This window comes from Methylomonas sp. LWB, from assembly GCF_001856095.1.
Classification (GTDB): Bacteria; Pseudomonadota; Gammaproteobacteria; order Methylococcales; family Methylomonadaceae; genus Methylomonas; species Methylomonas koyamae_A.
Map to the genome: position 1 here is coordinate 1 of NZ_MKMC01000027.1, position 24,822 is coordinate 24,822.

Annotated in this window: 29 protein-coding genes; 4 read left to right on the plus strand and 25 right to left on the minus strand. The window is 54.1% G+C overall.

Translation table 11 applies throughout. The annotated features are described in order from the left end of the window. The coding region (locus BJL95_RS13190) for a transposase (RefSeq protein WP_139306269.1) at nucleotides 1-430 on the plus strand (430 nt) is incomplete at its 5' end. Between the two features lie 843 nt (nucleotides 431-1,273). Here BJL95_RS13190 and BJL95_RS13195 read toward each other — a convergent pair. Beyond that, nucleotides 1,274-2,008 (minus strand): hypothetical protein, encoded by a 735-nt coding sequence (locus tag BJL95_RS13195; protein WP_254786796.1) that lies wholly within the window; start codon nucleotides 2,006-2,008, stop codon nucleotides 1,274-1,276. Nucleotides 2,009-2,069: 61 nt separating this feature from the next. On the opposite strand from BJL95_RS13195, the gene BJL95_RS25750 reads away from it, so the two are divergent. Then, nucleotides 2,070-2,294: a hypothetical protein gene (locus BJL95_RS25750; RefSeq protein ID WP_254786797.1), complete on the plus strand. Its 225-nt coding sequence runs from the start codon at nucleotides 2,070-2,072 to the stop codon at nucleotides 2,292-2,294. 323 nt (nucleotides 2,295-2,617) lie between these two features. Here BJL95_RS25750 and BJL95_RS13200 read toward each other — a convergent pair whose 3' ends face one another. From BJL95_RS13200 to surE, 8 genes are all read right to left on the minus strand, one after another. Continuing rightward, complete coding sequence (locus tag BJL95_RS13200) at nucleotides 2,618-4,357, minus strand: tetratricopeptide repeat protein (protein ID WP_071158612.1); 1,740 nt, start codon at nucleotides 4,355-4,357, stop codon at nucleotides 2,618-2,620. A gap of 26 nt (nucleotides 4,358-4,383) precedes the next feature. After that, nucleotides 4,384-5,751, minus strand: coding sequence for an HlyD family type I secretion periplasmic adaptor subunit (locus BJL95_RS13205; protein WP_071158614.1), 1,368 nt, complete (start codon nucleotides 5,749-5,751; stop codon nucleotides 4,384-4,386). Then, nucleotides 5,724-7,865 (minus strand): peptidase domain-containing ABC transporter, encoded by a 2,142-nt coding sequence (locus BJL95_RS13210; RefSeq protein ID WP_071158616.1) that lies wholly within the window; start codon nucleotides 7,863-7,865, stop codon nucleotides 5,724-5,726. The genes BJL95_RS13205 and BJL95_RS13210 overlap by 28 nt, the downstream gene beginning before the upstream one ends. A 174-nt stretch (nucleotides 7,866-8,039) precedes the next feature. Further along, nucleotides 8,040-9,962 carry a hypothetical protein gene (locus tag BJL95_RS13215; protein WP_071158618.1) on the minus strand — a complete coding sequence of 641 codons (1,923 nt, stop codon included), beginning with the start codon at nucleotides 9,960-9,962 and terminating at the stop codon, nucleotides 8,040-8,042. Beyond that, nucleotides 9,902-10,585 (minus strand): hypothetical protein, encoded by a 684-nt coding sequence (locus BJL95_RS13220; protein ID WP_071158620.1) that lies wholly within the window; start codon nucleotides 10,583-10,585, stop codon nucleotides 9,902-9,904. Before BJL95_RS13220 ends, BJL95_RS13215 begins: the two co-directional genes overlap by 61 nt. Before the next feature lie 356 nt (nucleotides 10,586-10,941). Continuing rightward, the gene (locus BJL95_RS13225; RefSeq protein ID WP_071158622.1) at nucleotides 10,942-13,770 is read right to left on the minus strand and encodes an Hsp70 family protein; all 2,829 of its coding nucleotides are present in this window, start codon (nucleotides 13,768-13,770) and stop codon (nucleotides 10,942-10,944) included. Between the two features lie 158 nt (nucleotides 13,771-13,928). Then, the gene (locus BJL95_RS13230; protein ID WP_071158624.1) at nucleotides 13,929-14,591 is read right to left on the minus strand and encodes a protein-L-isoaspartate(D-aspartate) O-methyltransferase; all 663 of its coding nucleotides are present in this window, start codon (nucleotides 14,589-14,591) and stop codon (nucleotides 13,929-13,931) included. Between the two features lie 2 nt (nucleotides 14,592-14,593). Beyond that, complete coding sequence (gene surE, locus BJL95_RS13235) at nucleotides 14,594-15,343, minus strand: 5'/3'-nucleotidase SurE (RefSeq protein WP_064028882.1); 750 nt, start codon at nucleotides 15,341-15,343, stop codon at nucleotides 14,594-14,596. 64 nt (nucleotides 15,344-15,407) lie between these two features. Here surE and BJL95_RS13240 point away from each other — a divergent pair, with 64 nt between their 5' ends. Next, the gene (locus tag BJL95_RS13240) at nucleotides 15,408-15,974 is read left to right on the plus strand and encodes a Smr/MutS family protein (RefSeq protein WP_071158625.1); all 567 of its coding nucleotides are present in this window, start codon (nucleotides 15,408-15,410) and stop codon (nucleotides 15,972-15,974) included. A gap of 182 nt (nucleotides 15,975-16,156) precedes the next feature. Further along, on the plus strand, nucleotides 16,157-16,684 hold the full coding sequence (locus tag BJL95_RS13245; RefSeq protein WP_071158627.1) for a DNA-deoxyinosine glycosylase: 528 nt from the start codon (nucleotides 16,157-16,159) through the stop codon (nucleotides 16,682-16,684). Between the two features lie 80 nt (nucleotides 16,685-16,764). Here the strand turns inward: BJL95_RS13245 and rplQ are convergent, their stop codons facing one another. The 16 genes from rplQ to rplX all read right to left on the minus strand — a co-directional run bounded on the left by rplQ (nucleotide 16,765) and on the right by rplX (nucleotide 24,809). Further along, the gene (rplQ, locus tag BJL95_RS13250) at nucleotides 16,765-17,148 is read right to left on the minus strand and encodes a 50S ribosomal protein L17 (RefSeq protein WP_064028887.1); all 384 of its coding nucleotides are present in this window, start codon (nucleotides 17,146-17,148) and stop codon (nucleotides 16,765-16,767) included. 16 nt (nucleotides 17,149-17,164) lie between these two features. Next, nucleotides 17,165-18,175: a DNA-directed RNA polymerase subunit alpha gene (gene rpoA, locus BJL95_RS13255; protein ID WP_064028889.1), complete on the minus strand. Its 1,011-nt coding sequence runs from the start codon at nucleotides 18,173-18,175 to the stop codon at nucleotides 17,165-17,167. Nucleotides 18,176-18,198: 23 nt separating this feature from the next. Continuing rightward, nucleotides 18,199-18,819 (minus strand): 30S ribosomal protein S4, encoded by a 621-nt coding sequence (rpsD, locus tag BJL95_RS13260; protein ID WP_064028892.1) that lies wholly within the window; start codon nucleotides 18,817-18,819, stop codon nucleotides 18,199-18,201. Nucleotides 18,820-18,835: 16 nt separating this feature from the next. Continuing rightward, a complete protein-coding gene (rpsK, locus tag BJL95_RS13265; protein WP_064028894.1) occupies nucleotides 18,836-19,222 on the minus strand; it encodes a 30S ribosomal protein S11 in 387 nt (128 codons plus the stop codon). Between the two features lie 22 nt (nucleotides 19,223-19,244). Then, complete coding sequence (rpsM, locus tag BJL95_RS13270) at nucleotides 19,245-19,601, minus strand: 30S ribosomal protein S13 (RefSeq protein ID WP_064028896.1); 357 nt, start codon at nucleotides 19,599-19,601, stop codon at nucleotides 19,245-19,247. Nucleotides 19,602-19,677: 76 nt separating this feature from the next. Next, the gene (gene rpmJ / locus BJL95_RS23975) at nucleotides 19,678-19,791 is read right to left on the minus strand and encodes a 50S ribosomal protein L36 (protein WP_082885534.1); all 114 of its coding nucleotides are present in this window, start codon (nucleotides 19,789-19,791) and stop codon (nucleotides 19,678-19,680) included. A 19-nt stretch (nucleotides 19,792-19,810) separates the two neighbouring features. After that, on the minus strand, nucleotides 19,811-21,136 hold the full coding sequence (gene secY / locus BJL95_RS13275; RefSeq protein ID WP_175463714.1) for a preprotein translocase subunit SecY: 1,326 nt from the start codon (nucleotides 21,134-21,136) through the stop codon (nucleotides 19,811-19,813). Nucleotide 21,137: 1 nt separating this feature from the next. Then, the gene (rplO, locus tag BJL95_RS13280) at nucleotides 21,138-21,572 is read right to left on the minus strand and encodes a 50S ribosomal protein L15 (RefSeq protein ID WP_071158628.1); all 435 of its coding nucleotides are present in this window, start codon (nucleotides 21,570-21,572) and stop codon (nucleotides 21,138-21,140) included. Further along, nucleotides 21,572-21,757 carry a 50S ribosomal protein L30 gene (gene rpmD / locus BJL95_RS13285; protein ID WP_064028900.1) on the minus strand — a complete coding sequence of 62 codons (186 nt, stop codon included), beginning with the start codon at nucleotides 21,755-21,757 and terminating at the stop codon, nucleotides 21,572-21,574. Before rpmD ends, rplO begins: the two co-directional genes overlap by 1 nt. 4 nt (nucleotides 21,758-21,761) lie before the next feature. Next, the gene (rpsE, locus tag BJL95_RS13290; protein WP_064028903.1) at nucleotides 21,762-22,268 is read right to left on the minus strand and encodes a 30S ribosomal protein S5; all 507 of its coding nucleotides are present in this window, start codon (nucleotides 22,266-22,268) and stop codon (nucleotides 21,762-21,764) included. Between the two features lie 9 nt (nucleotides 22,269-22,277). Then, the gene (rplR, locus tag BJL95_RS13295) at nucleotides 22,278-22,631 is read right to left on the minus strand and encodes a 50S ribosomal protein L18 (RefSeq protein WP_071158630.1); all 354 of its coding nucleotides are present in this window, start codon (nucleotides 22,629-22,631) and stop codon (nucleotides 22,278-22,280) included. An 8-nt stretch (nucleotides 22,632-22,639) separates the two neighbouring features. Continuing rightward, nucleotides 22,640-23,173 carry a 50S ribosomal protein L6 gene (rplF, locus tag BJL95_RS13300; protein WP_064028908.1) on the minus strand — a complete coding sequence of 178 codons (534 nt, stop codon included), beginning with the start codon at nucleotides 23,171-23,173 and terminating at the stop codon, nucleotides 22,640-22,642. 17 nt (nucleotides 23,174-23,190) lie between these two features. Next, nucleotides 23,191-23,586, minus strand: coding sequence for a 30S ribosomal protein S8 (rpsH, locus tag BJL95_RS13305; RefSeq protein WP_064028911.1), 396 nt, complete (start codon nucleotides 23,584-23,586; stop codon nucleotides 23,191-23,193). Between the two features lie 34 nt (nucleotides 23,587-23,620). Next, entirely contained in the window at nucleotides 23,621-23,926 is a 306-nt protein-coding gene (gene rpsN / locus BJL95_RS13310) for a 30S ribosomal protein S14 (protein ID WP_064028913.1), read from the minus strand. Nucleotides 23,927-23,939: 13 nt separating this feature from the next. Next, the gene (gene rplE, locus BJL95_RS13315; protein WP_064028916.1) at nucleotides 23,940-24,479 is read right to left on the minus strand and encodes a 50S ribosomal protein L5; all 540 of its coding nucleotides are present in this window, start codon (nucleotides 24,477-24,479) and stop codon (nucleotides 23,940-23,942) included. 12 nt (nucleotides 24,480-24,491) lie between these two features. Then, the gene (gene rplX / locus BJL95_RS13320) at nucleotides 24,492-24,809 is read right to left on the minus strand and encodes a 50S ribosomal protein L24 (RefSeq protein ID WP_064028918.1); all 318 of its coding nucleotides are present in this window, start codon (nucleotides 24,807-24,809) and stop codon (nucleotides 24,492-24,494) included. Nucleotides 24,810-24,822: the final 13 nt, after the last annotated feature.

The window sequence follows — 24,822 nt, forward strand, 5'->3', positions numbered from 1 at the left end:
CGTCGAACAGCGTGGGCAGCGGCGCCAGGAGCAAAGCCGACCGGTTTTGGTCAAAATCGAAGCCCTGCTGCTACAACATCTGCATGCGGTAATCCCCGGTAGTTTGCTGGGCAAGGCTTTGCATTACTTGTCATCGCAGTGGTCCAAACTGATCCGCTTCGTCGACAACGGCGCTTGGCCCATCGACAACAACCTCTGCGAAAACGCCATACGCCCCTTCGTGGTGGGCCGCCGCAATTGGTTGTTTTGCGATACGGTGGCCGGCGCCCGTGCCAGCGCTAATCTTTACTCGTTGATCGAAACCTGCAAGGCCAATAGCGTCGACCCTTACACCTATCTGGTCGATCTGTTCCGAAAGCTTCCCACCGCAAAAACTGTCGAAGAGTTCGAAGCGCTGTTGCCTTGGAATCTCGACGCCCTAACGGACTAATCGCACGCCAACGGTTAAGTCATTGTCCGTTTCAGTTCTAGTGCGTCCTTCAAAGATCGCTTACAAACCTCGGGCCAGCCGGCCGGAACGCTCGACGGTGCGATTTCAAACCTCACCGTTGCGGATTGAACAGGGACGATTCCGGCAGCAAACGGCAGCAGTCTCTGTTAAACATGCACGCTTCTCTATTGAAACCGCATCGTTCCAGCTTCGATAAGCAACGTGCTTGTTGGAACACGGAACGTTCTACGATGAACGAGAATCTGTCTAAAAAGTTCTTGAAGCGTTCCACGATAACCATGGAACGCCGCACTGCGCCACCTCGGCGATCTACTTCAATCGGACAATGTTCTTCGACGGACATCGAGCGGTCTATCTCAACCAGACACTGGTCTATGTTCAACGGCGAACGTTGCAGGTTGCCGGGAAATCGTTAGCTGTTTCGTCGAGAATCCTGCGCTTTCAACAGCGGCCGTTGCGAGTTCACGTTGGATGCTTCCCGGTCTAAACCGGAACGGTCCAGTGTAATTGGCAATCGATGTGTGATTTTGTTGGAGCGCTGGTCTTCAGCTCAGAGTCGCCGGACCTGTCGGGCACATCGCGGCGGATTGGACAAAAAACGCCGTGAAGCGCGCGAACACTAACGTTCCGCCGCTCAAGCTCCCGGCGCGACCCGGACCAGGGCGATCCCCCAAAAATGCCTCGCCCGGCAAACTGGCCGTCGGCGCCGATTTGTGGGCCTAAGACACCAAAGCGAGGACAAGCACGGACGCTTCGCTGATATGTTCGCCCGAAATCGCGCGGATTCAAGCTGGCTTCGGAACGGTTTGCCTCAACCGCTGCCTACCCCAGTTTCAGCGCGGCCTCGGCCAGTTTCGTGCCGATTACGCGGGCTTCGATTTTGGCGAATGCGGTGTCTCGCCCGGTAGAGCTGTCGTCTTCGAACGGCGAAAATCCGCAATCGTCGGTGCTGCCCAATTGGTGGACCGGTATAAATTCGGCGGCTTGCAAGATCCGGTCTCGGACCGATTCCGGCGACTCGACCGCCGGATCAAGCACATCGATGACGCCGACATAGACTCGCTGATGGCCCCGGAGATGGTCGCGGACCACGGCCAAGACCTGTTCAGGCTTGTTCTCGCTCGCCAGTTGCATATAAAAATGGCCGGCCTGAAGTTGAAACAGCTCGGGCAACAGCTCGGCATAATCGACGTCGGCGCTGTGGGTGGAGTCGTGGTCGCCGCCCGGACAGGTGTGGACGCCGATCCGTTGGCGTTCGTCCGCCGTGAAATGCGCCAATACCCGGTTGTTCAACGCGATGAATTGCCGGAGCAGTTGTTTGGACGGATCGAGCTTCACGGACAATCGGCCTTCGGTAAAATCGATCTGCACATGGTGCGCGCCTTGCGCCAGACAACCGCGGATGTCCGCCACGGCTTCCCGGATCAGATCGTCGATAAACGCCTCGCGCGTATAGCCTTCCAAGCCCTGTTGCGGGTAAAGCAGACTGAGCGCCGACGCCGAGATGACGGCCTGTTTCAGCGGCCGTGCGGTATAGCGTTTGGCGGGCGCGGACATAATCGCCGGCATAAGCGCCGTAGCGGAACGGCCCGGCATTCAACCTGGGCAGTTGCCGGGTATGCCCGTCGGCGAACGGGATAACCACCCCGTCGGCGGCAAGATTGTCCAGCCCTTGCAGCGGATAGGTGGCGAAACTGGATTTGGTCTGTTCGCCGTCGGAAATCACCGGCGATCCGGTGCGCTCGAAGCGTTCCAGGGTGTCGCGCAGTGCCGCGTCGTAACAGGCATCCAGCCGTTCGCGCGACAACCGGCCCGCGCGGAATTCGCCCAGCGCATCCAATAATTGCGGCGGGCGGGGGATGCTGCCGATGGCTTCGGTCGGTATTATCATGGGCTTCTCCGAGTGATTTGCAGGTTGTCGTAGGTCATCAATCCTAAAAGAATCCGTTGAGTAAAGTACGGACGTACCGGTGGCGGAGCACCGTCAATCGCGGCTAAAGCCGCTCCCACGCCTATTTTTTCACGCCTTGGGGCGAACCCTTTCATGATCGTTAGGTTGATTCGCCAATTTCGGCTAGCGGCGAAAGCGTCGAATACCGCCAATCAAATCGCGCGGAACCGCCTTCGAACCAACGGCCGACCCCGCAGTGATTGCCCGGTCCGTCCTTAGTCGAACAACCCGGCGATCGTCGCTTCGAAGTTTTTGACGAAGCGGCGGGTGTCGAATAGCGCGGAACTGCGGCCCTGGGTGTGCAGGCGATGTCGATAGGTTTGCAACGCCGTCGGCTCGGATGCCAGCCCCACCGCCAGATTTTCGTAATCCAGCCAGCTGGTGGTAATCAATTCCGGCAGACCGACCGCGTGCAGCAAGCTGCCGGCCATCCGCGACGCGAAGGTCTTGCCGGAACAGGTCAGCACCGGCAAACCGGCCCACAGCGCGTCGCTGGCGGTAGTGCCGGCGTTGTAGGGATTAGTGTCCAGCAATAAGTCGGCCGCCCGGTAGCGGGCCAGATACTCGGACGGGGCGGCTTTGTCGGCAAACACCAGCCGGCCGGGATCGACGCCGCGTTTTACCGCCTCGGCCGCCAGATTGCCGCGAGCCGTCGGGTTGTCGATCGCCAGCCACAACACACCGTTCGGCACCCGCCGCAGGATGTTCATCCATACCGTAAACACCGGCTCGCTGATCTTGTAGCTACCGTTAAACGAGCAGAACACGAAAGCGTCGTCGGGCAAACCGCAGGACGCCCGGCTCGGCGTCTCGGCAATCGGGCGCTGGCTGTCGTTGGCTTGGTAAACCTCCGGCAAATACAGGGGCTTCTCGAAGTAGTAGCGGACCAGCGCTTCCGGAAACACGTAGCGGTCGGCCAGGATGTAATCGATCTCGGGCATGCCGCAACTGCCGACGTAACCCAGATACGAAATCTGCACCGGTGCCGGCTTGTGCGCGACGATGCCGGGCCGGGCACCGGCGGTCAAGCCGGTCAGGTCGATCAATACGTCGATTTCGTGGCGGCGTATCGTTTGCGCCGCCTCCTCGTCGGACAACGCATGGATAGGCACATGCCGGTCAAAGGCCGCCAGCATCCGCTGCCGCATCGTGCCGCCGTCCTCGGGACTGAAATCGATGCCGTACACTTCAAAGCGCTCTCTGTCGTGCAGTTCCAGCAACTCGGCGGTCAAAATACTGACCGCGTGCCAGCGAAAATCGCAGGACAAATAGCCTATCCGCAATTTGTCGTGCCGGTAGCCGTCCAGCGGCGCCATCCTCGGCAGATTGCGCGGCACCTTGCGCCCCACCCAGGCGGTGATTGCCGCCAGTTGCAGGGCCGGATCGTCGCTGGAGGCCAACAAGCCCAAGGGCCCGACGTTCTGTTGCAAAGTCCTTAACGGGATGCCGGCCACGCCGTCGAACACCGGCCACTGGCATTTTTTCTGGCGAATATGCAGATAATGCTGCATCACGTCGGGTTGATCCGGCATCACCGCCAAGCTGCGCCCGAGCAAGGCTTCGGCTTCGTCGAAGTTGCGGTTGACCTCTTGCAGACGGCCGGCGTGATTCAACAACAAAGTCTGCCCCTCGACCGGTTGCAGCGCCTGCAACCAGATCGCCATTGCCCCGGCCTGATTGCCCTGAGCTTCCAACGTCAAACCCAAATTCACTGCCGCCTGATAAAAATCCGGCCTAAGTTGCAGGGCCTCTTGATAGACGGCGATCGCCTGCTCGATGCATCCGGCCGGACGCAGCAGGCTGCCGAGATTGAACAGCGCCAGGTGGCGCAATTGCGGCTCGGCGCCGGGCGAGGCTAGCCAATCGGTATAACAAGCGATCGCGGCGGCGCTGTCGCCGCTTTTCGCCAACGCGTCGGCTTGCGCCATGACCTCCACCAAAGTCGTCGCTTTCATGGTTGCATTACTTGTGTTGTGTGCCATCAGGGTTCTTGTATCGATTCGTCCAGCGCCTTGGTCAGCGGCCAGAGCAGGTAAGAAATCACCGAACGCTTGCCGACCACGATTTCGGCGGTCAAGGTCATGCCCGGCAACAATCTGGCTTGGCCGGGCAGATTCTTTAGCCGCCCGTCGCCCAAGGCCAAGCGGCTGGCGTAATAGGCCTCCATGCCGGGACCGGCCGATTCGCGGCGAAACGCGTCCTCGCTCAATGTCCGCACTGAGGCATCCAAAGTGCCGTGCAGTTGGAAGGGATAGGCGTCCAGTTTCAGCCTAGCCAGGTCGCCCGGTTTGACGTAACCGACGTCCAGCGAATCGATCTCGACTTCGGCTTCCAATTCGGCCTCCAACGGCACCAGCGTAAACAGCGGCTCGGCGGCCTTGGCTACCGAACTCAGCGACAATTTCGCGACATCCAGCACCACGGCTTCGGCCGGCGATACCAACGTGACCAGTTTGTGGCGTTTTTCGGCTTTTTGCAGTTGTTCGTTAACCTCGTCGCGCTCGCGCTGGGTCGCCAGCAAATCTTCCATGGTTTTTTGCCGCCAACCTTTATCGAAGGCCGCCTTTTCGGCCTCCAGCGCGGCCAGTTCCCGCTTCAATTCCTGCTCGCGGTTCTTCGCCAACTGTAAATCTCGCTCGACTTCCATGCGCTTTTCCTGGGCTTCCAGCATTTGCACGCGCGCGCCGTAATGCCGATTCACCAAATTGTTCTGCATTTCCTCGATCTCCAGCAGCGGCTTGACCCGCGCCGATAGTGCTTGTTGATCGCGTAGATTAGTCGTAATCCCGGCATGCAGTTGTTGAATTTTTTCCGAGAGCTGCTTTTGCTGGGCCTGATAATTGGCTTTGCGTTCGGCGTCCAGTTGCGCCTGCAATTGCCGGTCGGCCGTTTCCGATTCGGCATCGGCCGACTTGGCCCCGGACAGTTCGGCATTCAGACGTTGCACTTGGGTGTTTAAACTATCCAGACGTATCCGCAACTGGGCCTGATCGGCTTCGGCGAAGGTCGGGTCCAGGGTCGCCAATTGCTGACCCTGGTGGACGATTTGGCCGACCCGCACGTCCAGGCTGGCGATGATCGAGGTTTCCAGCGGCTGCACGACGATATTGGGCAGCGGTGTGACCAGGCGACCCCGCGCGACCACGACCCGATCGACGTCCGAGTAAATCGCCCACAGCAAAAAGCCCAGCAAGGCGGTCAGCAGCACGTAGAGCGTGATGCGGGCCTGACGCGGCAGCGGACTGCGCTCGATTTCGTCGGCATCCGGCAGGAAGTCCACCGCCAGTTCGTCGGTGACGGGCTTGTTCGGAACGCCGGGTTTTACAGATGACTGGTTTGTTGGTTCCATAATTGCCGATAGGTATCGCAGCGGCTTAATAAGTCCTGGTGGCGACCGCTGTCCACCAACTTGCCTTGCTGCATCACTAAGATCCCGTGGGCGTTGACCAGCGTCGATAAACGGTGGGAAATCATAATCACGGTGCGGCCGACGGCGATCCGCGACAGGTTGCGGATAAAGATCGCCTCGCTTTCCGGGTCCAGGGCGCTGGCGGCTTCGTCGAGGATCAATATTCGCGGCCGCGACAGCAAGGCGCGAGCGATCGACAACCGCTGCTTTTGCCCGCCGCTCAGGTTGGCGGCGTTTTCTTCCAGCAAGGTATCGTAGCCTTGCGGCAAGCGTTCGATGAACTCGTCGGCGCCGGCGGCCTGCGCTACCGCGACGATGTCTTCGAAACTGGCGCCCGGCTGGGTAACCGAAATATTCTCGCGGACGCTGCCGCGAAACAAGAAATTCTCCTGCAGCACCACGCCGATTTGCCGCCGCAAATGAGACAAATCGATTTCGCGCATGTCCACGCCGTCGAAACGAATAATGCCTTCCTGCACCGGATACAAACCCTGAATCAATTTGGTCAGCGTGGTTTTGCCGGAACCGCTCCGGCCGACAATGCCGATGACCTTGCCGGCCGGGATCGTGAAGCTGGCTCTATCCAGCGCAGCGACGCTAGACCCCGGATAGCGAAACGCCACCGCGTCGAAGGCGATGGCGCCGGCCAATTGCGGCCGCAAACCGCCGGCGCCGGACCGGCCTTCTGGGGCGCGGTTCATGATCTCGCCGAGCATACGCACCGACAGCGCCGTTTGTTGATATTCGTTGATCAAGCCGACGATTTGCAACAACGGCGAGCTGACCCGGCTGGACAACATTTGAAACGCAATCAAGGCGCCAACCGACAAGGTCTGATCGAACACGTCTTGAGCGCCGATGACGATGATGACGATCGGCAACAGCTTGCCGAGGAAATCGGTGATGGTTCCGCCGGCGATCGACAATTTGCCGACCCGAAAATGCATCGTGATGGACTGCGCGGAAAATTGGTCCCAGATCCGCCGTTGCATCGGTTCGATGGCCAGCGCCTTGACGGTACGCATGCCGTGTATGGTTTCGACCAACAAAGCCTGGCGCTTGCCCTCGGCACTGTACAAGGCATCCAACCGGCGCCGGTAGCTGGGCAGTAAGACCGCGATAATCGCCGCGATCACCACCGAAAACCCCAGCACGATCAGCGCCAGCTTGACCGAATAGGCGAACAAAATCGGCAGAAATATTAGCAGCGCCAACACGTCCAGTGCGGTAAAGAACAGCCGCCCAGTTAAGAACTGGCGTATGCCTTCCAATTGGTGCATGTGGCGTGTAATAACGCCGGCGGTGGTGGTCTCGAAATAATCGATCGGTAGCGACAATAATTGCGCGAAGGCGCGCCGCGTCAGGCGCATGTCGATTTTGTTGGTGGCCGCCAAGGTCAACAACTGGCGAAGGTAGCCGAATATCGAATCGAACACCAAGGCCAGCATCACGCCAATGCCCAAGACCCAAAGCGTGGACAGGCTCTGGTGAACCAACACTTTATCGATGACCAACTGAAAGAAGATCGGGGAGGCCAACCCTAAAAAATGCATCGCGAACGCGGCGACCGCAATGTCCCGAAAAGCCGCCTTCTGCTTCAGGATTTCCGGAATGAACCAGCGCAAACCAAACGGCTGATTCGGATCGCCGAGGGCGTGGTGACGCTTCAGAAACACCACTTCGCCGGACCAACGCTCCCACCATTGCTCGCGGTCCAAATAGGTCACGGCCGCGTCGCCGGCCAGCGGATCGAGGATCGCCACCTGTTCCGGCGCTTCTTTCTTGATGCCGACCACAATCACGGCGCCGCCGTCCCGCAGTCTGGCCATGATTGGGAAAACGCCGGTTTGCGCTAGCAAAGTCTGCCAGCTTAAGCGGGCAATCTTGATTTTCAGCCCTATATCGGCAGCAATACGCTGCAACATCGCCGCATTGGGTTCCTTGGCTTCCAGCGCATACTCGTCGATCAGCCGTTCCGGATTGATCTGTATGCCGTGATGCTGGGCGATCGCGGTCAAACATTGAATAACCGAATGTTGAAACTTGTCAGCCATGTAGAGTGTGATACCCGCTAGTGCTATACGCCAAACCCGGCATGATAACTGGAAAACACAACCGGCCGGACATCATGGTGTTGCAATGCCGCCGCTATCAGCCAAATAACGCAAACGACATAAAAAAGGCATCGGGAGCGAACTCCCGATGCCTGTTGTTTAAAGGTAACGCGTTTATTTGCCTTTGCTGGCGAGATAGCCGCTGGCTGGATCGTCGAGACCAGGCAGCGACGGCGTGACGCCTGTCCGCGCGGTCTGCGACGGTGTGGCCGCCAACGCCAGCGGGTTGCCATTGGCGTCGAATTGCTTGAGGGTATCCGCAAGGGCGAGCGTCGCAAGCGATGCCGGGTTGGCGGACACGCTTTCCGAGCCGCTCGGCAAACCGGGTGTCACGGGTAACGCATTACCGCTGTCAGCATCGGTAAAGCTGCTAATCGCTTGGGCCAGGCGATTGACGTTGGCTCTCAAATCCGCTTCTGGATTAGCCTGATCGCTCTTCGCAAACCAGACATCGACCATCGCGCGGTTGTCACCGTCGACGGTTTCGTAACTCGAAGTCAAGCCTATCCAGTTACCGTTATCCAGAGAAGAGGTGGTCTCGGCGTTCACACCCAACCGACTAATGCCAAGCTCGGTCAAGCTATGCAACTCGTCGGCTTGGCTTAAGCCGTCGGCATTGTTGTCGGTCCAGACCTTCAATTCCTTGAATGCGTTATCGTCGGCGCTAATCCAACCGTCTTGATTACTATCTAGGGCTCGCAATGCGGCGTAACCGTCGGCGGCGGTCTGACCGTCAGCGAGCCGGGTCGCGGACCCGAACAATTCCGAACCGTCATTGATGACCCCGTCTCGATTGGTATCGATCGCAAGCAAACCGTCGCCGCTGCCGACCCAACCCACCGTCTCCCGACTACCGTCGGCGTCGATATCGAAACTCACGCCGGCTGCTCGACTTAAAGTCGAGATACCGTCGCCATTCAGATCCAGCACCAACGGTGTCGTAAACAACGCGTTCAATTGCGCGGTGGTCATCGCGTTCAACTGGGCCGTTGTCAGCGCAAGCTCTTGGGCGTCGGTCATCGCGCAAACTTGAGCGGTGGTTAAACCGAAAATCTGCGCGGTAGATAGCGCCTGAATGTCGGCGGTCTCCAACTTAATAAATTGGCTGGTGGTCAATGCGGCCACATCCGCCGTTTCCATGCTAACCACCTGCGCAGTCGTCAACGCGACGATCTGATTGGTCGCCAGCGCAACCACTTGAGCCGTCGTAAATGCGGCCAAATCGGCGGTTTCCAGAGTTGAGACCTGCCTAGTAGTCAAGGCCCGCACCTGCGCGGTGGCCAGCGCCGCCGCTTGGGCGGTGGTCAGGGCGACGATGCCGGCGGTGGTCAGCGATGCGGCATTGCTGGTACCCAGGCCCACCAGGTCGGCGGTTTCCAGCGCGGCCACTTGTTGGGTGGTCAGCGCGGCCACTTGGCTGGTTTTCAGGCCGAAGGCTTGGGCGGTGCTCAGCGCGACGATTTGTTGGGTGCTCAGCGCGGCGGTGCTGGCGGTGGTCAGCCCGCTCAGGGTCAGCGTGGTCAGCGCGGCCAGGTCGGCGGTTTCCAGGTTGACGGCTTGGGCGGTGCTCAGCGCGGCGGCTTGGTTGGATTTGAGCGCGGCGGCTTGGGCGGTGCCCAGCGCGGCCAGGTCGGCGGTTTCCAGCGCGGCCACTTGTTGGGTGGTTAGCCCGGCGATTTGGGCGGTGGTCAACGCCGCCGCTTGGGCGGTGGTCAGCGCGACGATGCCGGCGGTGGTCAGGTTGCTCAGCGCCAGGGTGCTGAGCGCGGCCAGATCGGCGGTGATCAGGTTGGCGACTTGGCCGGTGGTCAGCGCGGCGGCTTGATGGGATTTGAGCGCGGCGGCTTGGGCGGTGCTCAGCGCGGCCAGGTCGGCGGTTTCCAGCGCGGCGATTTGGCGGGTGGTCAGCCCGGCGATTTGGGCGGTGGCCAGCGCCGCCGCTTGGGCGGTGGTCAGGGCGACGATGCCGGCGGTGGTCAGCGATGCGGCATTGCTGGTACCCAGGCCCACCAGGTCGGCGGTTTCCAGCGCGGCCACTTGTTGGGATCGGCGGTGATCAGGTTGGCGACTTGGCCGGTGGTCAGCGCGGCGGCTTGATGGGATTTGAGCGCGGCGGCTTGGGCGGTGCTCAGCGCGGCCAGGTCGGCGGTTTCCAGCGCGGCGATTTGGCGGGTGGTCAGCCCGGCGATTTGGGCGGTGGCCAGCGCCGCCGCTTGGGCGGTGGTCAGGGCGACGATGCCGGCGGTGGTCAGCGATGCGGCATTGCTGGTACCCAGGCCCACCAGGTCGGCGGTTTCCAGCGCGGCCACTTGTTGGGTGGTCAGCGCGGCCACTTGGCTGGTTTTCAGGCCGAAGGCTTGGGCGGTGCTCAGCGCGACGATTTGTTGGGTGCTCAGCGCGGCGAAGTCGCTGCTGGATAGCCCGGAAGATAGGGCTAGCGTACTCATCACTGCAATATCGGCGGTTTCGATGGCGACGATTTGCGCCGTGCTCAACGCATCAATCTGCAGGCTGTTGAATACCGGAAATTGAACAGTGGTAAATGCGACGATCTGAGCAGTACTCAGAGCCTGCATGTCCTCGGTGGTTAGCGCTGCTACAGCATCTGTGCTTAGTCCGGCGATTTGCGCCGTGGTGAATAATGAAATTACCGAAGCCATAGCCCACCTACTTTACTGAGTTCCTGGAAAGCCGCCTAAATGCAAGCTAGGCTGTTCCGATGATTGACCGTCCCGCCGACCATCCATTTTCGATTGCCGGATACTCGTCGTTAGCGGCAAACTCGCTTGCCGCCCCTGTGCGTTCCGCCTGTGCCGATCTCGCGGTCAAGCTGGAGATGGTTTACTCGCTCCATACATGACTGGATTAGGAATTACGACGACATAAAACGCTGTCGAGTTTAGCCCAATTTTTAAAAATGGACAGATATCCGCCGTGAATTTGTGGTTTTGCCGACAATACTAACAGGGAACCATCAAGCAGCTATTGACAACTTCGCAATTTAACTACAGCCCGGTTAATGCTCTTCAAGCAATTTAAGACCTGGAGGCAACGCCTCTCCGAATATTTGCCGTTCTTGCTGCTCGTCGAGCGGTATGTAGTCGGAAACTATTTGCTGCCAGGAGACAGGCGCTTTGGCCTGCTTGAGTTTGTCCTGCACCAAGGCCCGCAAATGGTCGTCGATATCGCGGACACGATCGTCGCAGCGGCGCGCGAGTAATGCGGCGGCGAAACCGGCTTGAGATTGCTTTTTCCAATCTACCGCCAATAACCGGTGCAACCACTTCGACACGGTATCCGACGGAATTACCTCGTGATTGCTACCATGAAACAAGACGCGCGCGCCAACCCGGCCAAGCGCCCACCAACTTTGTTCGGGCTCTCCAGCCTTTTCCAGCCGTTTCAACAGCCATTCACCAAGCTGAGTTTTATCTGCGACAGGCAAACGCTCAAGACCTGCGGCCAAGCGCACCATATCTTCGTACCCACGCGTCATCAATTGTTTGGCGAGGCCCGCTTGACGAGCCGTGGCGGGGTTTATAAATTTAGCAACGTCGCCGAACAAGCGCTGCTGAGCCTCGGCCTGCAATCCTCCCGCCACGCGCCGCCACAAGGTCCACCACTCCGTCCAATTTTGTTTCTCATTGACAAACTGGAGTCCGTCACCATACCACTTCCATATTTGCTCAACCCGCCAATCATCGAGCGGATACCCAAAACCGGGCCGCAGACAAAAACCGACCAAGCTAAACCACAAACGTTCATGCTGCTCGCTTCGCCGCCGATATTTTCCACCCTCCAGCAGCGCATTGAAAAGCTCGCGCAGTAATGGCGTGCGCCAATCGGCTCGGGGCGCGCCCAGGATTTTTTCCAGATCGGCACGTAGGGTTTTCACCGCTTGCGGATCAACGTCCCTGGATTTCGCTCCAAAAACCGTCTGAATCTTTTCTAGGGCTTGCGGTAGTTGATTCGGCAACTCCCCTCCACCGATCGTTGGGGCAGTTTTTCTTATTTGAAACTCCACATCCCAGCGCTGATTCAAATCCGCCTTCGCCACGCATTGCAAGCGCAAGGTGCCGACTTCAGTGTAGGTCGCCACCAACTGCACGACGACTTCCACTCGTTGATCACCGGCGAACGCGACAGCCAGCGGCGGCAGCCCATGAAAACGGTCATCGTCAAGTTCGACGACGTCGCCGGGGCGATAATCGGCGTCCGTGCTATTCGACATCAGATGGAAACGTACCGGCTGGCCGATCCGCAGCGCAAATTGCCGGCCGGTCAATGTGACTTCCCGCCCCTCCTCGCTACCTTTAGGCAAAATACAGATGCCAGGCTTGGTAAATCGAGCTCCCGCATCGTTAACGGTGTCTACCAGTAAAAAATAGCCCCTGGCCGCGCCACCGCCGATTTTCAGTTTTTTCTCGCGCCGGGCGATCGCATACGCGACAGCACCGTAGGCCACTGCCAATTCCGGATCAAGGTTTTCTAATTGTACTGGCGGCTCACCGCGCCAATGTCCCAACAACTCAAGCGCGCGGGTAACGAGCGCAGGGCTACGGAATAAACCACCATTCAAGAGCAGCGCATCAGGCACGATCAAGCCGTCTACTACCTCGCTGGGACCAGCGAACTCCGCCCCCTCGCCGGTACCAGTCAACGCTGCTCTCGAGCTTCGGGCATGCGCCTTAAGAAAAGCGGCGATATGCTTGCTAATCGCGGGCTCCGGGGCGTACGGTAAACCGAACTCCACCATTCCGCTTCGTTTTTTGTCCGGCAGCTCTTCGATTCCGGACAGCGGGAAGAATCCGTCTAGCGCGATGCGTCGCACTTCGTCACGGGTAAGAAAACTGCTTCGAGCTCCGCCTATGAGTTTCGAGCCACCGCCCAGCAAAGTGACGGCGAATTGTTCCGGAGCGGCATCCGCCAACAGACGTTCTTTTGCTACCCGGCATTGTTCGAGTAATTGCGACAAATCACCCGCCGACAGCTTCTTATCACCCCCGGTTAACCGTGTTTCGGCTAGACGCGCGAGCGCTAGATCGATGTTGTCGCCGCCCAGCATCAAGTGATCGCCCACGCCGATCCGAGTGAGTTTTGGATCGCCGTCACCGTGGTCGATGCGAATCAATGTCAAGTCGGTGGTGCCTCCACCGACGTCGCAGACCAGCAAAAGACGACAACCGGCCAGACTGGCTGCGACTTTGCCGTCATGCCGACGTAACCAGTCATAACAAACCGCCTGAGGCTCTTCCAGTAAGCGTACATCCACCAAGCCGGCGGACTTGGCGGCCTCCAGGGTCAGCGCACGCGCCGATTCATCGAATGACGCCGGTACCGTGATCACCACGTTCTGCCTGGACAACGGCGCCTGGGGAAAATGTTGATCCCATGCGCTACGAACATATTGCAGATAGCTAGCGCTCGCGGCCACCGGAGAAACCTTGAACACCGACTCGTCGCTACCCCACGGCAAAATAGCCGCAGCCGGATCGACAGCGTTATGCGACAACCAGCTCTTGGCGCTAGTCACCAGCCGGCCGTGAGACTTGGCACCGAGCAATCGCGCCGCTTCCCCAAGCACCGCACCATCGGGGGCCGTTAAAAAACCGCTATCGGCATTAAGCTCGCCAAACGCCGGGTGATATCGCACCGACGGCAACAAAGGCCTGGAATCGACTTCACCCGGCGCAATCAATTGAGGTATTTCGAACAGACGGATGGTCTTGTGCGGGTCTTCGGCCTCGGCGTAAGCAACCACGGTGTGGGTAGTACCTAAGTCGATACCGACCGAATATTGGGTATTATTTTTCAAAGCGGAATCACGGACACGATTGAATTGCATCCATTGTATGCCAGATGCCGGCAATCTCGCCGAAGAAGAGGATTGGCGCCGGCACAATGAAACCTGTAATCAAGTTTGCCAACACCAACTGCTCGCGAGTAACAACGGATGGTTACCGCCTTCAGGAATCACGAGTCCACAAGCAAAGTTTTCGCGAATTACCCGGTAACACCCGACAGAAACGGCACAAAAGTGACGCGTTCGATCACTTCGTCCAAATAACCTTCGTCGGTACGCACAATACGATGCAAATACTGCTTCCCCTCTTGACCGACCGGTATCACCAGCACCCCCCCGACCGCCAACTGTTGCAATAGAGCTTCCGGCACTTCGGCGGGAGCCGCCGCAGCCAAGATGCCCTCGAACGGCGCATGTTCGGGCCAGCCCCATCCACCATCGGTATGCTTGAAACCGACAGTCTTGATGTTCAACTCCCATAAAGTATCGCGCGCTTTTTTCATCAAAGGAGCAATTCGCTCAACGGTGTAAACCTGACTGACCAGTTTGGCGAGGATAGCCGTCTGGTAACCGCAACCGGTACCGATCTCCAAAACCTTGGCGGGAACAGCGGATTGCAGCAGTAACTCAGTCATTTTCGCGACGATGTACGGCTGCGAGATCGTTTGATTGTGCCCAATCGGCAATGCGGTATCTTCGTAAGCGCGACTCTCTAAAGCCTCGTCGACGAAAATATGGCGGGGAGTGTCGGCCATGACTGCCAACACTTTGTTATCGGAAATTCCTTGCTGGCGTAGCCGGGAGATCATACGCTCGCGGGTGCGCCGCGATGTCATACCGATGCCTTGTATTCGTCGACTCATACTTATGCGTCCAATGCCAGCCAGTCGCGCAGTCCCTCCAAACGCTCGTAGCGAGTTAAATCCAGCTGTAGCGGAGTGACTGACACATAGCCGTTCTTAACGGCGTCGAAGTCGGTTCCGGGACCGGCATCCTGCTCGGCACCAGGCGGCCCCACCCAATAGATGGTTTGCCCCCGCGGATCAGATCCGCGAATGACAGCCTCGGCTTTATGCCGCTGACCAAGCCGAGTAGACAAGAAGCCCTTAATTTCGGAAAACGGCAAATCGGGCACGTTGACATTCAACAAGGTGTCCTCCGGCAAAGGCCGAAATTGCATTTTGTTTAGCAAAGTCACCGCTACTTGGGCCGCCGTATCGAAATGCTTGGCATTGTGCCCAACCAATGAGATAGCCACCGCCGGCAATCCGAGAAAACGTCCCTCGGTAGCGGCGGCGACTGTCCCCGAGTAAATCACGTCATCCCCCAGGTTCGCACCGTGATTGATGCCGGCGAAGACCATATCGGGTTCATCCGCCAACAATCCGGTAATGGCTAGATGCACGCAATCGGTAGGCGTCCCGTCAACCCGAACGAAACCGTTCTCGCACACGGTCGCCCTAAGCGGCATATCCAACGTCAACGAATTACTGGCGGCGCTACGGTTCTTATCGGGCGCGACTACCGAAACCTTGGCGAATGGTCTGAGAGCTGCGGCCAAGGTATTGATGCCCTGCGCCAAATAGCCGTCGTCGTTGCTGATCAGAATATGCATGTCGCGGTAAAACGCTTTAAAATTACCGCATGTTAGCAAAAAAACCGCAAATCCAGCAGCTTACGTGACAAAAAAAACCACAACGCCTGAAGAAACCGCACTTTTTCGCGAGACCGTTGGCACGGTCAAAGAAATCAGAGCCGACACGGTCATTTTACGCCCCAGTAAGAGCCCGCCTCCCAGGCCGAAGCCTAAATTGCCGGAGATTGTCGACCCTTTGGAAATACCCTTGGACGATGTACCTTCCCGCTTATTTCAAGAAGACCAAATGCTATTCGCCGTGCCTGGCGTACAAAAGAACGTATTAAAAAAATTACGTAAAGGGCATTACGACCTAGACGCCGAAATCGATCTGCACGGCCTAAGTAGTCGCTCGGCACAAAGCCAGCTATTGAATTTTTTACACCGTTGCGTTGAAAAAGGCTGTCGCTGCTTATTGGTTATTCACGGCAAAGGCTACAATTCGCCAGATCAAACGCCAGTTTTAAAAAACGACATCAACATATGGCTACGTCAGCATCGAGACGTATTGGCTTTCTGCTCCGCACCCCGAAGTTGCGGTGGCGCGGGCGCGCTGCTGGTGCTGTTGCGGCTATCGGATAAATTCGCCGACAAAGATGACGACCTTTAAAACCAAATGCGCTGGCGATTGTTTCTAATAGCCAGCACAACCGGAACGAGACACAACCAAGACCGATGCCAAGCAAACCACTTAAAGCCAGTTTCAACACCATGACATTTAAGGCCTATACCACCAAGCAAACGGTGAAAGATCCTTTTTAAATCATAAATATCAACGGCAATCCTAAACACATGACGATAATCGAGAGCTTCCAAGCTATCGCGGATAAGAATGCCAGAGTACTTATCCTGGGTAGCATACCCGGCGTTCGCTCTCTGCAAGATCAACAGTATTATGCTCATCCCAGGAATCAATTCTGGCCGATCATTTGTAAGCTACTAAGCATCAATCCCGATTCGGCTTATGTCGAACGATTAAACAAACTTACCCTATCGGGCGTCGCATTGTGGGATGTAATGAAGAGATGCCGCCGCCCCGGCAGCATGGATTCCGATATAGACTTTACCAGCGTCGTAATCAATGACTTCGATAGCTTCTTCGAAAGCCACGGCAAAATTGAAGCGTTATTATTTAACGGCGCGACTGCCGACAAAATATTCAACAAGCATTACTATAGCAAGGCGTTTACCGAAAAAATTAAGCGCTACCGCTTACCTTCAACTAGCCCAGCCAATGCCGCGATGAGCTTCGAACAGAAACTGGAAAATTGGCGTGTGCTACCTGAACTCCTCAATCGCCCCCTTCAGGAGTCTCAATAGATTAGACCAGCAAGGCCTAAAACTAAAAAAGCCGCGTCGGCTTGGGCCGACACGGCTTTTTTGTTCCTTTCGAAACTAGCTTACTCAGCGGACGCCTGAGCCGGCTCAGGCCGATCGACCAATTCGACATAAGCCATCGGCGCGTCGTCCCCGGGCCTAAACCCGCATTTAATGATGCGCAGATAGCCGCCATTTCTAGATTGATAACGGGGCCCTAGTTCGTTAAACAGTTTAGTAACCACATCACGGTCACGCAGCTTAGAGAAAGCTTGCCTGCGCTTAGCTACTGAATCAATTTTCGAAAGGGTAATCAGAGGTTCAGCAATCATGCGCAACTCTTTGGCTTTCGGCAAAGTAGTTTTAATCAACTCGTGCTTAAACAACGAACAGGCCATATTGCTGAATAGGGCTTTACGGTGGCTACTGTTTTTATTAAGCTGTCTTCCAGATTTACGGTGTCTCATTTTTATGCCTTATATTTCAAATGCCTGATTGTGACTGATCGGCCAAATTCTCTGGCGGCCAGTTTTCAAGCCTCATACCTAGCGACAGACCTTTAATGGCCAAGATATCCTTGATTTCGGTAAGCGATTTTTTTCCCAAGTTAGGGGTGCGCAATAGCTCAACTTCGGTGCGCTGTATAAGATCCCCGATGTAGAAAATATTCTCTGCCTTCAAACAGTTTGCAGACCTTACGGTCAACTCCAGATCGTCTACTGGACGCAATAGGATAGGGTCGAAGGTTTCTTCTTCGATAACAACTTCTTCTTCCACCCTTTCGTTAACTTTCTCGAAGTCAACAAAAACCGACAATTGATCATGGAGAATGGAAGCAGCTAACTTAATAGCCTGCTCTGGATCAACTGTGCCGTTCGTTTCCAGTTCGATTACTAACCGATCCAGGTTCGTGCGCTGCTCAACACGCGTACTCTCGACGTGGTATGCAACCTTAACAATCGGGCTAAATGACGAGTCGACCATCAAAACGCCAACCGGGGCGTCTTCATTTTGTTCCTTTCTAACGCTGGCGGGTACGTAACCGCGACCACGCTCAACCTTAATTTTGACGTTCAGCGCGCATTCCGGTTGCGTGATATTGGCGATCACCAGCTCAGGATTTATGATCTCAACATTATGGGGCAAATCGATGTCGCCAGCCGAAACAGAACCGACTCCTTTCTTGGAGAGAGTCAACGTGACTTCGTCTCGAGAATGCACTACCACCGCAAGCTTTTTCAAATTCAAAATGATGTCGATGACGTCTTCTTGAACTCCTTCCAGCGTAGTAAACTCGTGCAAAACGCCTTCGATCGAGATTTCGGTAACCGCGCAACCGGGTATAGACGACAACATGACACGGCGCAACGCGTTACCCAAAGAATGCCCAAAACCGCGCTCTAAAGGCTCAATAACGATTCTTGAGTGGTTGGCCGTTTCGTTAACAACCTCGACTAGTCTGGGTTTTAAAAGGCCGCCAATAGAACTCTGCATAGATTAAATCCTGGACTTATTTTTTACTTGGAGTAAAGCTCGACAACCAACTGTTCGTTGATGTCCGAACCCAAATCGATACGATCCGGTACGGATTTGAACACACCGCTCATTTCTTTAGCGTTCACTTCTACCCAAGCCGGGAACCCGTATTGTTCAGCGACGACCAACGCATCTTTAATGCGTTGCTGAGTTTTTGACTTTTCCCTGATTTTGATTTGGTCGCCAACCGAGACTTGAAACGACGGAATGTTGATCAACTTGTCATTCACAATTACTGCTTTGTGAGATACCAGTTGACGGGCCTCAGCGCGGGTAGCCGCGTAACCCATTCTGTAAACCACGTTATCCAAGCGGCTTTCCAGGAAATTCAGCAAGTTCTGACCAGTCGCGCCTTTCTTTTGGTCTGCGGCTTTATAGTAATTTCTAAATTGTTTTTCCAGGACGCCGTAAATTCTGCGCAACCGTTGCTTCGCCCTTAACTGCAGCGCGTAGTCGGAGTTTCTTGTACGTTTAGCGCCATGCTGCCCGGGTCGTTGATCTAACTTACATTTGGCCTCTAGAGATTTACCTCTACTTTTCAAAAATAAATCAGTACCTTCCCTACGGCTCAGTTTACAAGCAGGGCCAAGATATCTTGCCATTGTTTACTCCACTATCCTAAACGCGACGTTTTTTTGGTGGACGGCAGCCATTATGAGGAATGGGAGTGACGTCCACGATGTTTGAAATTTTAAAACCCATGCTGTTAAGCGACCGAACAGCCGACTCTCTTCCGGGTCCGGGCCCCTTAATCATGACATCGAGGTTTTTCATGCCATATTCCTGAGCAACAGCGCCAGCCTTTTCGGCGGCTACCTGAGCAGCGAAGGGCGTACTCTTTCTGGATCCGCGAAAGCCTGAGCCTCCGGACGTCGCCCAAGACAGCGCATTGCCTTTGCGATCAGTTATAGTAACAATAGTGTTGTTGAACGAAGCATGGACATGAGCTATGCCATCAGCGACTTCTTTCTTAACACGCTTTTTTACTCGATTTTGGGTTGCCATCTAACTTGCCTTTCTGGAAATCTTACTTGGTAACTGGTTTTCTAGGACCTTTACGAGTCCTGGCATTGGTTCTGGTTCGCTGCCCTCTGAGAGGCAGCCCACGCCGATGCCTGATCCCGCGATAGCAGCCCAAATCCATCAAACGCTTAATATTCATAGACACTTCACGACGCAAGTCGCCTTCTACAGTCATACCTGAAATGACTTTCCGGATTGCTTCAACTTGTTCTTCGGTCAAGTCTTTAATTTTAACGGTTGGCAACACCCCGATTTGATCGCAGATGTTTCTAGCAGTCTGCCTGCCAATCCCATAAATCGCTGTTAACGCGATCTCCGCATGCTTATGGTCAGCCACGTTAATACCGGCAATACGAGCCATTCAGATACTCCAAACACAGTGCTATTAGGTTAAACGGAGGATTATATCACTCCGAAAAATAAATCACAAAAACAAATTAGCCTTGACGCTGTTTATGACGTCCGTCCTTGCAAATCACGCGGACCACACCATTTCTCTTGATCACTTTACAACTTTTACAGATAGTTTTTATTGAGGCGCGCACTTTCATCGCTGACTCCTAAATTAAGTTAAGACTTTTTCAAATTGGCTTTTTTCATTAATCCTTCGTATTGCTGCGACATCAAATGCGTTTGCATCTGCGATATGAAATCCATCACAACCACGACGATAATCAGCAAAGAAGTACCGCCAAAGGAAAAAGGAACATTCCAATATACAATTAAAAACTCGGGTAACAAGCAAATTAGAGTGATATAAACCGCTCCGATTAATGTCAACCGGGTCATGACTTTATCGATATAGTGCGTTGTGTGCTGGCCTGGCCGAATACCTGGAAGATAAGCCCCGGACTTTTTCAGATTCTCAGCTGTTTCTTTCGAATTGAACACCAACGCCGTGTAGAAAAAACAGAAAAAAACGATAGCAATAGCGTAGCAAAGCACATAAATGGGTTGTCCTGGAGACAACACCGAAGAAATGTCTTGCAACCAGGCAAATCCATCGACGTTTCCGAACCAACCGGCTATAGTGGCCGGAAACAGAATAATGCTGGACGCGAAGATAGGCGGTATCACCCCGGCCATGTTCAACTTTAGAGGAAGAAAGGAGCTTTGACCGCCGTAAACCTTATTCCCTTGCTGACGTTTTGGGTAGTTGATTGTGATACGCCTTTGCCCTCGCTCTACAAAGACGACAATCCCCGTAACTATGATTGCGAGTACGAACAACAGCACGATAAAAGCACCATTCATTTCGCCAGTTCTCGCAAGCTCAAGAGTCCCTCCGATAGCCGACGGCAATCCGGAAACAATACCTGCGAATATAAGCAGGGATATGCCATTACCTATGCCGCGCTCGGTTACTTGCTCGCCTAGCCACATCAAAAATATCGTGCCAGTGACCAGCGTAATTGTGGTTACCACGACGAACCCGATACCCGGCTGTATAACGACAGCCAAACCGCCCGCCGTCTGATTCTGTAACGCGACAGAAATCCCTACCGATTGAAACATAGCCAACACTACCGTGCCGTAGCGGGTGTACTGAGAAATCTTACGACGACCGGATTCACCCTCCTTCTTTAACTGCTCCATCGCAGGAATGACTATTGTCATCAGCTGCATAATAATAGAGGCTGAAATGTAGGGCATGATCCCTAAGGCGAATAAACTGAGCCGCATCAAAGCCCCGCCAGAGAACATGTTAAACATGTTCAATATAGAACCCGATTGCTGCTCAAACATGGTAGCAAGCGCTTTAGGATCGATGCCTGGCACGGGAATATGAGCACCTACGCGATACACCACGAAAGCACCCAAGACAAACAACAACCGCGATTTTAACTCCGCAAACCGAAACGTGCCGGCTGCCACATCAAACCCTTTCGCACTCACGTTACGCCTCTACTTTGCCGCCAGCAGCTTCGATAGTTGATACCGCACCCGCCGTTACAGCCAACCCTTTAACCGTAAAAACACGATTAACAACGCCAGTATTCACGACTTTGACTTTTTTTGTGAAAACAGGGACAACGTTGTTCGCAATTAAGACCTGAATATCAACGACCTCATCAATAAGCGAATTGATTTCCGACAACCTTACTTCAGAGGTAAATTTCTTAAGGTGAGACGTGAATCCGACTTTAGGCAGACGACGCTGCAATGGCATCTGACCGCCCTCGAAGCCAACTTTGTGAAAACCGCCAGCCCGAGCTTTTTGACCTTTATGCCCTCTTCCGCAAGTCTTACCATCAGTACAGCCGATACCCCGGCCCACACGTTTCGCTTTTTTTCTAGCACCTTCGGATGCTTGGATAGTATTTAAAAACATTAGACTTCCTCGACCTTAACCATGTACGCGACCTTATTAATCATGCCGCGGTTCTCAGGGGTATCGATGACTCGTACAGTCTGCCTAATTTTCCTCAGCCCAAGCCCTTTCAAACACTCTTGGTGATTTTTCAAGCGACCGTTCTTGCTTTTGGTCATCGTGACGCTCAATACTTTGTCAGACATATACTTATCCTGTTATTTGTTCAACGGATAGGCCACGTTTAGCGGCGATCTGCTTGGCATCTTTCATCGAGGTCAACCCGTTAATAGTCGCTCTAACGACGTTAATCGGGTTACTGGTACCGATGCATTTTGCCAATACATTGTGCACGCCAACCACTTCAAACACAGCTCGCATAGCACCGCCGGCAATAATACCGGTACCGTCCGAAGCCGGTTGCATGTAAACCTTCGCAGCCCCCGTATCTGACATGACGGAATATTGCAACGTGCCGTTAATAAGCGCGACTTTGCGCATGTTCTTTCTGGCTTGCTCCAGCGATTTTTGAATGGCGACCGGAACTTCGCGCGCTTTGGAAACCCCGTAGCCAACACGGCCATCGCCGTCGCCAACCACGGTCAGCGCTGCAAAGCCGAATACCCGTCCGCCTTTCACTACTTTTGCAACCCGCCTTACCGATACGAGTTTTTCCTGTAATCCGTCTGTACTACCTTGAGATGGTGCTGTTGCCATGATAACCCCTTAAAACTTCAGTCCGGCTTCGCGGGCGGCATCAGCAAGTGCCTTTACGCGACCGTGATATTTAAAACCCGAACGGTCAAACGCGACTTCGGTGACGCCAGCAGCCAACGCTCTTTCAGCGACTACGCGCCCAACTTCAGATGCGGCTTTAATATTGCTCGTGTTGGATAACGCGCTCTTAATATCGCCTTGAACCGTAGAAGCGGCGGCCAATGTGGACTTTCCGTCCGCACTCAAGACTTGCGCATAAATGTGCTGAGAAGTGCGGTGTATTGTTAACCTATTAACGTTCAGAGCTTTAATTTTAGAGCGTAAGCGCAACGCTCTTTTCATTCTGGATGACTTTTTATCCATCACTTCACCTATTTCTTCTTAGCTTCTTTGCGAGCGACATATTCATCGGCGATTCTCACCCCTTTGCCTTTGTAGGGCTCCGGTGGACGTAACGCTCTAATTTCAGAAGCGACTTGTCCAACTCGTTGTTTATCGCGACCTTTAACCAGTAGCTCCGTTTGAGTTGGCGCCTCGATGGTAATCCCGTCAGGAATCGGATATTCGACTGGGTTGGAATAACCGAGCGCTAGTGTTAGTAGGTTCTCTTTAACCTGAGCCCGATAACCAACACCAACTAAAAGCATTTTTTTTACAAAGCCGTCCGAAACTCCCACGACCATATTGCTAATAGAAGCTCTCGTCGTGCCCGCATGCGCTTTCGCGCCTTTGCAATCGGCATCCCACTTCACTCGGATAAGATTATCCTGCAATTCTAAGTCAACAGCATCGTTCAAAGTAAAGGCTAATTCACCCAGCTTACCTTTAACTAACATGTTTTTTCCGTCCAATTTGATTTCTACACCGGCTGGGACGGTAACCGGCGAATTTGCGACTCGCGACATAACTTACCTCGGAATGATTAGCAAACGGTGCAGATAATTTCGCCGCCGTGACCGATCGCGCGCGCCGCTCTGTCAGTCATAACACCGCTGGATGTAGAAACGATAGCAATGCCCAATCCACCCAATACTTTTGGCAATTGGTCTTTTGATCGGTAGATACGCAAGCCGGGACGACTAATACGCTTTACATTTTCGATTACAGGGACGCCGTTGTGATATTTTAAATCAACGGTCATTTCGGTATGCGTACCGTTAACCTCGGTTTTATAATCGCTAATGTAGCCTTCTTCCTTCAAAACTTTTGCGATTGCCAATTTAAGTTTCGACGAAGGTACTTTGACGCTTTTTTTGCCAGCCGCTTGACCATTTCTTATCCTGGTCAGCATGTCTGCAATTGGATCTGTCATGCTCATAAATTAATCTCCAAAAACTCTTTTATAACCGGACTTACCAGCTTGCTTTAGTCAAACCAGGAACGTCACCGCGCATGGCGGCTTCCCTTAATTTGTTCCGACCGAGTCCGAATTTACGGTAGAAACCGTGCGGACGCCCGGTCAAGTTACAACGGTTGCGTAACCGCGACTTGCTGGAGTCTCTTGGTAGTTTTTGAAGTTGTAATTGAGCAGCCTCTTTTTCGTCAAACGAAGAACCAGGCGAACGAATAATTTCTTTTAACTCTTTTCTTTTTGTGTCGAATTTTTTAATCAAACCAGCGCGCTTCGATTCGCGCGCTATCATGGATTTTTTAGCCATTATCGTTGCGCCTCTAGTTTTTGAATGGAAAATTGAAAAGTTTCAACAGCGCCAAGCCTTCTTCATCTGTTTGCGCCGTTGTCGTAATGCAAATATCCATACCGCGAAGTGCATCGATCTTGTCGTAGTCGATTTCGGGGAAAATGATTTGCTCTTTAATACCCAGAGAATAGTTTCCACGCCCGTCGAAACTTTTAGAACTCATACCGCGAAAATCGCGAATCCTAGGAATTGATATTGTAATCAAGCGATCTAAAAATTCGTACATGCGATCCGCCCGCAATGTAACCTTACAACCAATCGGCATATCGTCCCTAATTTTGAACCCGGCGATTGATTTTCGAGCTAAAGTAACTACGGCTTTTTGACCTGAAATTTTTTCCATGTCCGCCACAGCGGATTGCAACACTTTTTTATCTGCGATGGCACCGCCAACGCCCATATTCAACGTGATTTTGGTCAACTTAGGAACTTGCATAACGCTTTTGTAACCGAACTGGTTCACCAAAGCCGGAACGATTTCCTCTTTGTATTTTTTTTCTAATCTAGCCATTTTTAATTACCCTTAGAGCTCGACGTTCTCGTTTGTAGACTTAAAAAATCTGACTTTCTTTCCATCATCAAGGACTTTAAAGCCGACACGATCGCCTTTCTTTGTTTTTGGGTTATAAAGGGCTACATTTGAAATATGGACCGGCAAATTCTTATCGACGATTCCGCCGGAAACGCCCAAATTCGGATTTCCACGCTGATGTTTCTTTACCACATTTATCCCATCAACCAGGACTTTTTCGTTATCCAGGATTTTCGCAACTTTTCCTAGCTTACCCTTGTCTTTGCCGACGATGACAATTACTTCGTCGCCTTGTTTAATTTTTTGCATCTGTAAACCCTCG